General features: G+C 42.3%; 11 protein-coding genes. 3 read left to right on the forward strand and 8 right to left on the reverse strand.

The window, feature by feature from the left end; genetic code table 11:
* Positions 1-21: 21 nt before the first annotated feature.
* Positions 22-543, reverse strand: coding sequence for a YbjN domain-containing protein (locus H6G57_RS11690; protein ID WP_242048945.1), 522 nt, complete (start codon positions 541-543; stop codon positions 22-24).
* Positions 544-600: 57 nt separating this feature from the next.
* A complete protein-coding gene (locus H6G57_RS11695; protein ID WP_190518726.1) occupies positions 601-1,197 on the reverse strand; it encodes a hypothetical protein in 597 nt (198 codons plus the stop codon).
* 221 nt (positions 1,198-1,418) lie between these two features.
* Between H6G57_RS11695 and H6G57_RS11700 the strand changes: the two genes are divergently transcribed.
* Positions 1,419-1,889, forward strand: coding sequence for a hypothetical protein (locus H6G57_RS11700; RefSeq protein WP_190518727.1), 471 nt, complete (start codon positions 1,419-1,421; stop codon positions 1,887-1,889).
* Between the two features lie 107 nt (positions 1,890-1,996).
* Here H6G57_RS11700 and H6G57_RS11705 read toward each other — a convergent pair whose 3' ends face one another.
* The 4 genes from H6G57_RS11705 to H6G57_RS11720 all read right to left on the reverse strand — a co-directional run bounded on the left by H6G57_RS11705 (position 1,997) and on the right by H6G57_RS11720 (position 6,668).
* Positions 1,997-2,452 (reverse strand): molybdenum cofactor biosynthesis protein MoaE, encoded by a 456-nt coding sequence (locus H6G57_RS11705; RefSeq protein ID WP_242048952.1) that lies wholly within the window; start codon positions 2,450-2,452, stop codon positions 1,997-1,999.
* Between the two features lie 142 nt (positions 2,453-2,594).
* Entirely contained in the window at positions 2,595-3,590 is a 996-nt protein-coding gene (locus H6G57_RS11710; RefSeq protein ID WP_190518731.1) for a polysaccharide deacetylase family protein, read from the reverse strand.
* Between the two features lie 222 nt (positions 3,591-3,812).
* Positions 3,813-5,345 (reverse strand): bifunctional pantoate--beta-alanine ligase/(d)CMP kinase, encoded by a 1,533-nt coding sequence (locus tag H6G57_RS11715; RefSeq protein ID WP_190518771.1) that lies wholly within the window; start codon positions 5,343-5,345, stop codon positions 3,813-3,815.
* Positions 5,346-5,480: 135 nt separating this feature from the next.
* Positions 5,481-6,668, reverse strand: a complete 1,188-nt coding sequence (locus tag H6G57_RS11720) for a septal ring lytic transglycosylase RlpA family protein (RefSeq protein ID WP_242048946.1) — start codon at positions 6,666-6,668, stop codon at positions 5,481-5,483.
* Between the two features lie 863 nt (positions 6,669-7,531).
* On the opposite strand from H6G57_RS11720, the gene purM reads away from it, so the two are divergent.
* Positions 7,532-8,563, forward strand: a complete 1,032-nt coding sequence (purM, locus tag H6G57_RS11725) for a phosphoribosylformylglycinamidine cyclo-ligase (protein WP_190518739.1) — start codon at positions 7,532-7,534, stop codon at positions 8,561-8,563.
* Between the two features lie 204 nt (positions 8,564-8,767).
* The gene (gene menB, locus H6G57_RS11730) at positions 8,768-9,601 is read left to right on the forward strand and encodes a 1,4-dihydroxy-2-naphthoyl-CoA synthase (protein WP_190518741.1); all 834 of its coding nucleotides are present in this window, start codon (positions 8,768-8,770) and stop codon (positions 9,599-9,601) included.
* Between the two features lie 54 nt (positions 9,602-9,655).
* Here menB and H6G57_RS11735 read toward each other — a convergent pair whose 3' ends face one another.
* On the reverse strand, positions 9,656-9,925 hold the full coding sequence (locus H6G57_RS11735; RefSeq protein ID WP_190518743.1) for a hypothetical protein: 270 nt from the start codon (positions 9,923-9,925) through the stop codon (positions 9,656-9,658).
* Positions 9,926-10,248: 323 nt separating this feature from the next.
* Entirely contained in the window at positions 10,249-10,848 is a 600-nt protein-coding gene (locus H6G57_RS11740) for a DciA family protein (protein ID WP_190518744.1), read from the reverse strand.
* Between the last annotated feature and the right edge of the window lie 238 nt (positions 10,849-11,086).

An 11,086-nucleotide genomic window follows, 5' to 3' on the forward strand; every position in this document is an offset into this window, starting at 1 on the left:
TCCCAGTTAAGCTGTTCCCACTTAATATTGAGTCCGTTGGAAAGCTTCTTCGGGTGAAATATTACCGTAAATCACAGATAAAATTCCCGGTAAATAATCATCCATTGTGGTGATGCTGGTATAGATTAAATGTTTAATAAATGCCGGAGTGAGAGCGGCATCTTCCGCATCTAAGCTGGTTTTATAGCGAACTTCACCATCGTGGAAATTCAGTTCAAAGTTTCCAACTACTGTGCCATAATTAAGCATCGTAATAAACGCCGCCATATTATAACGTTTATAATCAGGAACTTTCACCGGACAAATAGAATAAACGGCAATTTGTCGTTCTGCTTCCCGAACAACTGTATAACAATCAAATCGTCCATTTTTACCTTCCACTCCCAATGCTAAGACCCGCCGATGTTCAATTTCTCTATAAACCCAACCATCTAGGTTCATAAAATCAATGAGAACATCAAATACAGCCCGATCACTGGGGTAATCTTGAGACATTAATTCCGGGTTTTGTACTTCAGGGTTTTGTTCTGACACAGTAAACATCCTTAATTTTCCTAATCTTTACAAAATTCTATGAATACTAACTTCAACAATTACGCTCTATGTTCGGTTTTCTTGCGTTGGAATATTATACGCAATTTTATTATCTTTGGCAGTTTGGTAAGCAATATTAGTTAATTCATAATAAATCGGGGAATAAAGAGAGTAAAGTTGACCATAATAAAATCGATTTCGATATCGATAATAATCTTGAACTTTTTTTCTAATGACTAAGGGTAAATGAGGATTCTTTTCAAAGGTTTGATCCCGGCGTTCAATCACCCATTTAATTTCCTGTAAATCAACTCCCTGAGTGATTAACTGAAAACACTGTTCAATGACTTGACGAATTTTTTCCCGTTCTTTAGCTTGAAATTCTAAGCCTTCTTGCTCTGGATTTCCAGCTAATAATTCTAACCGATAAGCTCCTTGTGGGTTAGCGTGGGGATACCAGCCCAATTTTAAGCGATCGCCAGTTTGATTAATAATCCAGTCTGTTCCATTAAACTTAAGGGGTTGAATCATCAGCAAGTTTTCATTATAAAACTGCTCATTGACAATACGGCCATCTTGAATGAATGGATCTTCATCCCCAAAAGTATTATGAGTGATTGCCCAACCACTGGGAATATTCAGACGCACAAGTTTTGAATACATAAATTAGGATTGACTGGATCAAGACTCAAGGTAAACCATGAGAACCAATGCTGTCAGCAGCAGTTGATGTTGCTTTCAGCTTACTTCTGGTGGAATTATAATGCAACTTCTGATCTATATCATGTTTTTTCCTCAATTGCAGGGTGAAAATCAATGTCCCTTTTCCGGATCGAAGGTTGGCAGGCGGATCAGTGGAAGTAGGATTGCGTTGAAGTAAGTTTATGTTTAAATCTCGTATTTTAATCTTAACGACCCTAGTAACGACTCTCAGCTTAGGGTTAGCTTCCTCAAGTCTAGCTGAATGGTTTTATGGCTATCCTGACAGGTTTTCTGACTATCCTGCGTCACCTTCTGACTCTAAGGTAGAAGCAACCGTTGATCCCCGTCAATTGATCACGGTGAGATTACGGAATAAAACTGACCAAACCCTAGTTTATGCCTTAGCCAATGATAATTCTCAACACTTAGCACCGGGTAAAACGGGAGAATTTTTAGTTCGGGTGGGACGTCAACCCGGAGAAACGAGTACAATTTTAATTAACACGCCCGACTATACTTACCCATTAATTTATAATGTCCGCGTTATTCCCAAAAATACATTAATGGTTGAAATTACCCCCACCCGTGCAGATAATCCCCACCAAGAACGTACCATTTATATTGATGAACAGGGAAGAGTTTACTCATTTTAATTACAGCAGGGAACAGGCAACAGAGAATAGAAGCTTTCTTACCCATTACCCATTCCCTATTCGTAATTCGTAATTCGTAATTCGTAATTCGTAATTCCCTGTTCCCTTTAACAATTAATTTCACAAGCCCCAATACTCACCCAACTACTTGAACCATCTTTCCAATGTTCTTTTTTCCAAATAGGTGCAGTATGTTTTAACGTATCAATTGCATATTGACAAGCTTCAAAGGCTTCTCGACGGTGAGGACAACCCACCGCAATTAAAACACTAATTTCACCAATTCTTAAACGTCCAACCCGATGATGAATCACTACACGAGTCACATCTAACCATTGTTGGCGGATGTCCGCAGCAATTTTTTCAAATACTTTTAAAGCCATCGGTTGATAAGCTTGATATTCTAAAGATTCTACAGGTTGACCTTGGGTTTGATTTCTCACCATTCCACTCATGACCACAATTGCACCATTCCTGGGGTCATCAGCTAAAGCATAAATTTCCTCTAATAAAAGAGGTGCAATTGTAATCGAAAAACTATCCTGAAACGGAGAAGGAGTCAGTGTTAAATCCTTCTCCAAATCATTAGAAACAATCACAACTTTGGACTCCTCCATCAATGGATGAATAGGTTCAGAGTTTTAATCAGAAACCTAGTTTCTACATCCATTCTATTTTAATCGATTGTTTGCGATTATTTTAAATTTAGGGTTGAGCACTATCGGTTGACTGAGGTTGTTCAACGGGTTTTTGATCAGCTAGTTTTAATAATTCAGGAACAGTGACAAAGGTATACCCCTGCTCTTTCAGTTTTTTGATAATAGTGGGTAAAGCTTGTACCGTTGCTGAACGATCTCCGCCCCCATCGTGCATTAAAATAATTCCACCGGATTTAGCTTGTTTTAAAACATTATTAATAATGCCTTCCGATGAAGATTTCCAATCCTGTGAATCCACTGACCACATAATATTAACGTGATTTTGCTTCAACACATAATCTACTAATCCGTTATCTAAAACCCCCCCTGGTGGTCGGAAAATTGGACTTTCAATTCCAGTTAACTCCTCAATTAATTTAGCCGTACTCTCAATTTCCTCAGCAGCAGCAGCCGGACTATATTTGTGATAACGATGGTTCCAAGTATGGTTCGCTACAACATGACCCTCGTTAACGACTACCTTCGCAATATCTTTCTGATTTTTTAAAGCCAAACCCACCCAAAAAAATGTGGCTTTAATATTATTTTCTTCTAAAATATCTAAAATTTGGCGAGTGCTTTTCGGCCAGGGGCCATCATCAAATGTGAATGCAATTACTTTTTGTTCGCCCGGAATTGTTACTTCTTTAATGCTTTGGCCTTTAAATTGTTCGGGAATACTATAACTAAAGCGCTGAGTTTGAAATTGTTCCAAAGTCTTTTGTATGTTATCAACTCGTTGAGTGATTGCTTTCTGAACATTTAAGTCTGACGGTGATAAGGGTTGAGAAGGAATTTTTGCGGAAGAATTTTGAGGTTTTTCAGTAATATTAGGAATAATCCTGGGGGGTTTTGAAGAACTAGCAGAAAGGCTTTGTTTTGTAGCTCGCTCTACACGCAGATTAACGGGTAACATCACACCCATCGCAAAACTAGCAGTGGCTGCTACAAGAGCAAATAAGGCAACTTTTTGTTGTCGTAAGAGAGGACTATACTGGGCCACGAGATTACTCCTTCACACCGAAAATAAATTTTAGAATTGAGCGTGATCGAACCGCATCTAAAAAGCCAACTGATTCACCCTTGACATCAGAGATGCACATTTTTAATAAAAAGTCAAGCCTCTGATTACAAACGTAATCTTATGAATTTTGAGGGTTGAACAATAATACCTCTAAAATCCTAGTGCATAAGGACGCTAAGAAGAAGAAACTTTTAAGAAAAGTTAGGTTTTGTTGATAATGGTTTCACGGTATAAACTCACTGCTCGTTGAATCACATCGTCAATGGTTAAATTGTCCGTTTGAATTTCAACCGCATCAAGGGCTTTTCGTAACGGTGAAATAGCCCGATTACTATCAAGGTGATCCCGTTGGGCAATATCCTGTTCCAGTTGGTCTTGAGTGATGTCTGTTTGGCCCTTAGCGTGCAGTTCTAATAATCGCCGTTTAGCCCGTTCTTGTACCGATGCCGTTAAGAAAATTTTCAATTCAGCATCGGGAAATACCGTTGTTCCAATATCCCGACCTTCTGCCACAATTCCGCCTTGACGACCAAACGCTTGTTGCTGTTTAACTAAGGCTTGACGAACAGCCCATTGAGAGGCGATCGCAGACACATTCGCCGTGACCTCCAAGGATCGAATTGCCTCCGTCACATCCTGGCCATTAATCACCGTTCGCGGTTGTTCCCCATCGGGGATTAATTCAATGTGGCATTGACTCACGATTTCAGCGATCGCAGGTTGATCATCAATCTTAATTCCCGACTGAAGCACCAACCACGTGACCGCCCGATACATGGCCCCCGTATCCAAATACAACAACCCTAACGCCTCGGCAATTTTGCGCGTCACCGTCGATTTCCCGGCTCCGGCTGGCCCATCAATGGCAATAATCGGTTGACGATGACGCAAAATCAGATTATCAATTAACCGAGTTGTCCCCACACGAGCCGCAACGGCCAATAACCCCATTGTTTCAACGGTTGTCAACGGAATTAACGTCTCAGGTTGGACTAACTCAATATATTCAACCTGTACCCCAGGTTCAGTTTCTAATTCAGTTTGTACAATTTGTTTAATATCCGTAGCCGTTTTACAACCTTGTTGAAATTGTTCTTGACCTCGACACAAAGCTCGATATAAAACCGTTGCTTGCTGTTTTTGGTTATCTGTTAAATATTGATTGCGAGAACTATAAGCCAGTCCCGATGGTTCTCGAATAATCGGACAAGGAATAATCTCAATCGGCCAGTTTAAATCCTGAACCAAACGTTGAATAATGGCAATTTGTTGAGCGTCTTTTTGGCCAAAATAAGCCCGATCCGGTTGCACCAAATTGAATAATTTAGCCACAACCGTCGCCACTCCTTGAAAATGTCCGGGTCGAGATTTTCCACACAACCCCGACATCATCGATGCTAGGGGAATCACCATTGTTTGCATTGAAGAGGGATACATTTCCTCCGCTTCGGGAGCAAAAACCACATCAACCCCCGCCTGTTCACACTGTTGCAAATCCGCCTCTAAAACACGGGGATATTTTTGGAAATCCTCTTGGGGGCCAAACTGTATAGGATTGACAAAAATACTCACCACCACCAGGGAATTTTCTGATCTCGCCCGTTGAATTAAACTCAGATGCCCTAAATGTAACCCTCCCATGGTGGGAACCAAACCCACTAACTGGTCAGGGTTTTGGGTTCGGTAGCCCCGAAGATAACACCGCAGAGCCGCAACGCTAGTCAACAGACGAATCATAAATCAGTTATCAGTTATCAGTTATCAATTGTAGGGGCGGGGTTCCCCTGCCCGTATCAGTGATCAATTATCGGTCAACCGTCAACAGTTAACAGCCTACTCCGACACTGATAACTGATCACTGATAACTGATCACTGATTCGGAGTCAATACATCAATTTGAACCGGGGCAACGCCACTGCTAATCATGCCAATGGCTTGAGCCGCAGCTTTCGATAAATCAATCACCCGACCTCCAGCATAGGGGCCACGATCATTAATTCGGACGACAACGGATTGACCATTATCTTGATTAGTGACTCGTACCACTGTCCCAAAGGGTAAAGAAGGATGGGCCGCCGTTAAATCGTATTGATTAAAGGTTTCTCCATTGGCCGTTTGTCCGCCATCAAAACCAGGGCCATACCAAGACGCCCAACCCTCAATTCGCCGGATGAAGAACCCCGTGGCGACCTCTGGAACCGATGGCTTGGGTAAACCTTCAATTGCATTTAAAGGGGGAGCATTGCCAATCTGCCGTCGAATACGATTAGTCGCTTGTAAAGCATCCGTTGCTTTGTCATTAGTCGTATCGGGCAGAATCGTTTGTGAGTCAATGGAAACCAGTTCTTTGCCAGCTACTTCAATCACATAATGCTGGCGCTGTTCGTCCCATCGAACTTGAATCGTCGTCGCATCAAAGTTATTGCGAATCAGTTGATTAATTTCGGCTGCAACGGCAGTAGCACGGGAAACTGGGTCGGTGGTTCTGGTAGATTGCGTTGCAGGAGTTTTAGGATTAGGGAGATCAGCTTGGCCAGAATACGAGCCCACTTTTATCGGTTGAAGCGTTGGGGCTGTTCTAGCTTTGGGATCAAAGTTGGCATTCTGGATAAAGGTCAGGACTGGAATATTCCTAATGTAAAGGGTTGCCGCTTGTTCTTGATTCAATTCATGAGCTTTGATTTTGGCAACTGTTTCCGGTAAAAAGGCGGTAGTGGTTGGTTGGGATTGATATTCTCCAACTTTCATCACGTCGGCAGGTTCAGGTTGGGTCGTAGATAGGTTGATCTCTTCAGAGGGCGTTTTTAATAATGGGATTGAGGGTACAAAATCGGGAGGATTTAAACGTTCTCCTTCATTGACTGAGGGTTTAGGGTTAAACGCTGAGTTAGATTCAGCGTGACTGGAGGAGCTTATGCTTAAAATCGGCAGAAGAAGAACTGCTGTAAGACCGCTCCAAAGTTGATGCTTCATCAATCTTCCCCCTAGTCGAGTTCCGCGCTTATCTTTACTCCGATTAGCGGTGAGAGCAAAAAGGGATCGAGGTCTATATTGCATATCATTTGTTTCCATAAAATGAAACCGTTGCGCCTCAAGAGAGGTTATTCTCCTTGACATACCTGAATCGCACTCTTTCTGGTAGAAGCTACCGATATTGTTCTGGTTAGACCCGCCTCGGTAGGGCGTTTAATTGGGTTTGGGGATTTCTCCCCCTCCTATTTCTAGGGTAAAGTTAGCTTTGCCAATGTTATCAAGGCTTTTTCGGCTTAGTACACTGCCTCCCAAATAGCTGTTTAATACTAAGCGACAGAGCAGGGGACTAGCTACGCATCCGCCCGGTGTCGTGACCTAAATAACGGAGTCAGTTAAGACTTAGGCGGGTCAACTAGGGCTATCTTTCAAGCCCCCAATGAACTTGTACTCAAGTTAGTGGTGGGTTGTTGACAAGTCTATTCTCAAAACTGCTGGTTGATCGAGTTGAAGCTTTACACGGGTTGAAATCTCCTTAATTCAGAGCATTGAGATCAGCATTTGGTTTTTAGACAATCAAAGGCTGAAGATTTCAATACTGGGTTGAAAACCCGAATTTAGGGAGATTCAATTCGTCAACTCACACTCGTTCCGCATTCACCTTTGTTTGAGGAACTGCAACAGACTAACATGAACTTGCGAATTTGGGGATCACTCCCTCATGGGGGTTTGCAGGGTTTTTTCACAAACTAAACTGTTCAGTTTTAAGGTAAAACCCCTATCTATCAAAGGGTGTAGAGATTCTTACTTAATGAAAATTTTCAAAATAGACTTTTGATTGAATTTTCTTATAGGTTTGACAACTGACCCCAAAATCGAGAACACAGAAGCGGAAATAATAGAGCCGAAAATTGCTTAAATAGGTTGTAGAAAGACAAGGATCGAACAAGATGGATTATCGGGAAGCTGGTGTAGATATTCAAGCAGGTCGAGATTTTGTTGATGGCATTCGTAACCTCGTCCAAAAAACCTATCGACCGGAAGTATTAGGGGGATTAGGAGGCTTTGGAGGTTGTTTTGCCCTCCCTTCCGGGTATAACGAACCCATCCTCGTTTCTGGAACTGATGGGGTGGGAACTAAATTAAAACTAGCCACAAGCCTCAACCGTCATGACACCGTTGGTATTGATTTAGTGGCGATGTGCGTTAACGATGTCCTGACTTGTGGGGCCGAACCCTTATTTTTTCTGGACTATTTAGCGACCGGAAAGCTTGATGGTGAACAATTAACCCAAGTCGTCGCCGGAATTTCCACAGGATGTCAACAAGCCGGATGCAGCCTGCTAGGGGGAGAAACGGCCGAAATGCCCGGATTTTATCAACCGGGGGAATATGATATGGCGGGTTTTTGTGTGGGAATTGTGGAAAAAAGCCGAATGTTAAACGGTTCTCAAGTCCAAATCGGCGATATTGCCATTGGATTAGCCAGTAGTGGCGTTCACAGTAATGGCTTTAGTTTAGTACGAAAAGTCGTCAGTGATGGGGGCTGGAGTTGGAATGACTGTCCTGAAGCTTTGGGAGGTCAATCTATTGGAGATGTGTGTTTAACGCCGACACAAATTTACGTTAAACCAATTCTACAAGCTCGGAGCCAAGGTGTAGAGATTCATGGCATGGCTCATATTACCGGAGGCGGTTTACCGGAAAACTTACCACGTTGTTTGGGAGAAGGACAGACCGTTCAGATTCATCCCAATAGTTGGCCCGTGCTACCGATTTTTAATTGGTTAGCTGAAGCGGGACAAGTGAACCTAGCAGCAATGTTTGATACTTTTAACATGGGTCTTGGTTTTGTGGTTTTGGTTCCTCCTCAACAAGCGGAAACCACACGAGAATGGTTTGAAACTCAAGGAATTCTAGCCTATACCATTGGGGAAGTCGTATCAGGAACCGGAGGTTTAATCGGATTACCCCTCAATTAATTGATTGATCTCCCAATCCTAGGATAAGCTATAGTGCGACCCATTGCTGTAGAGACTAGCCATGCTTAGTCTCTACAGGGAACGGATGGGTAGCAAACATCTAAAGATTTCATATTACTATTGCCTATAGCAAGATTGCCCATTCGTAATTCGTAATTCGTAATTCGTAATTCGTAATTCCCTATTCCCTATTAATTACCCATCATGTCAGTTGCATGGCAAATTGCCAAAACCTACGAAGATATTCTTTATCACAAAGCCGACGGTATTGCAAAAATTACGATTAACCGTCCTGAAAAACGTAATGCTTTCCGACCGAAAACTGTTTTTGAACTCTATGATGCCTTTTGTGATGCCCGTGAAGACATCAATATTGGTGTAGTATTATTCACCGGAGCGGGGCCGCATACCGATGGTAAATATGCCTTTTGTTCCGGCGGGGATCAAAGCGTGCGGGGAGATGCAGGATATATTGATGATATTGGAATTCCGCGATTAAACGTTTTAGATTTACAACGGTTAATCCGAACAATGCCCAAAGTTGTGATTGCAATGGTGGCAGGATATGCCATTGGTGGCGGTCATGTTTTACATTTAATTTGTGATTTAACCCTAGCAGCCGATAATGCAATTTTTGGTCAAACAGGGCCGAAAGTGGGGAGTTTTGATGGGGGATTTGGAGCCAGTTATTTAGCCCGAATTGTCGGTCAAAAAAAAGCACGAGAAATTTGGTATTTGTGTCGTCAATATGATGCTCAACAAGCCCTAGATATGGGGTTAGTTAATTGTGTCGTTCCCGTAGAACAATTAGAAGCCGAAGGCATTCAATGGGCGAAGGAAATTTTGGAGAAAAGTCCCATTGCTATTCGGTGCTTAAAATCTGCCTTTAATGCCGATTGTGATGGTCAGGCGGGTTTACAGGAATTAGCGGGAAATGCCACCTTACTGTATTACATGACGGAGGAAGGAACCGAAGGCAAACAAGCCTTCTTGGAGAAACGGCCACCCAATTTCCGCCAATATCCTTGGCTTCCCTAGGGAAAAGATAATCTATGGGGGGACGAAAAACCCTTCGCCCCCAAAATTTCTGGACTAAGCGAATAAGGACTCTGCCTCTTCTGGCTCATGAACTCGATGGGACTCTAAGGGAATTACATCCCGTAACCGAGGTGTTTCTGGTTGTAACTGAATCAAGGTTTCTAAGGTTTCCCAAGATGGAGCAAAGGCAGGGAGCGCTAACTGACAAGACTTCCACCCGCCTTTAACTGAAACTTGAAGCAACTGACAGTGCCCCCCACGATGACCTTCGGGTGTGTAACGTTGGCAATGCCGACAGACTGAGATCAAGTTTGCAGACTCCATTTGTAATTCCCCAAGAAGATTATCTATTTATAATTGTCGGGGATCAGCAAATCCGGGTTTTTTATCTGCAAACTTAGATTCTGTCTGCGTTTGAGTTCGATTTTTAGGCTATTTAAATTTAATACTTCTTTTATGTTTTGTTTAAAATTAGACACACAATAAATTTAAAATATTAAGAATTGTAAATTTTCTATAGCGTGCCTAAAACAGGATAAAATGAATGGGGATCAAGGTAAAATTCGGAGGAAGGGCTTAATAACTCCGTATAAATCCTGTCAAAACCCAATTGTAAACTACCTAAAGATAGAGTTTCGGAGAGAAACTTAGGCTTCAGTTCCAGGGCCTTCTAAAGTTTGCATTGCACAAAGACAACAAACTGACCAGCGAGTCAATTCCCCTGGAGGAGTTGGACAGTGACATTGAGGACAGAGGGGGATATGTTGCGATCGCTGTTGAATACTATTGGCCCAACGTTGAAAAGCGGTTAACGGCGTAGTAGAACCATGAGGATGAGAATGAATTAAAGGTTCGGTGGGGGTTGGAGGCAAATTAACCCGACTTGGATGATCCTGCCAAAGTTGAGAAAATTCATCTGAGCTTGAACCCGGAGAACGGTGTTGCTCCCCATGAGATTGATATCGCCATTGCGCCGTAGAAAACCGGATATCCTCAACGGGAAATAATAGTTTTTGATTTAATCGATACAGCAGTTGTATTCGTTTTAAAGTCAACTCTTGTGACCAAGTGGAGCTAGAGGTGGCAACATTCAACACCCCTCGATGCCAACTCACCGCACGGCTATGAAGACGAGCAACAGTTCCGACAATTTCCGGCCAATATTGACAAAGTTCTTGAAATTGTTGTTGTTCTGGGGTGAGAATTTGAGATTGAAGCAGACTTAAGACTTGATGGAGGGATTGCATCTTTAAAAAAATGAGCGAAATCGATCAAAAATAGATAAACTGACAAAAAAAATGGGATACAAGCCTTGCCATTCTAGGGCGACTTTATTTGTGTTATGATATTGCCGTAGGGTTTTTCCACGTCAAATGATCGTCCTAGAGTTTAAGGCAAATGGGAAAACAACTCAATACGCTGCTATCGATGAGGCGATTAAAACGGCTCAGTTTGTCCGTAACAAGTGTATCCGTTTTTGGATGG

This window comes from Planktothrix sp. FACHB-1365 (assembly GCF_014697575.1).
Classification (GTDB): domain Bacteria; phylum Cyanobacteriota; class Cyanobacteriia; order Cyanobacteriales; family Microcoleaceae; genus Planktothrix.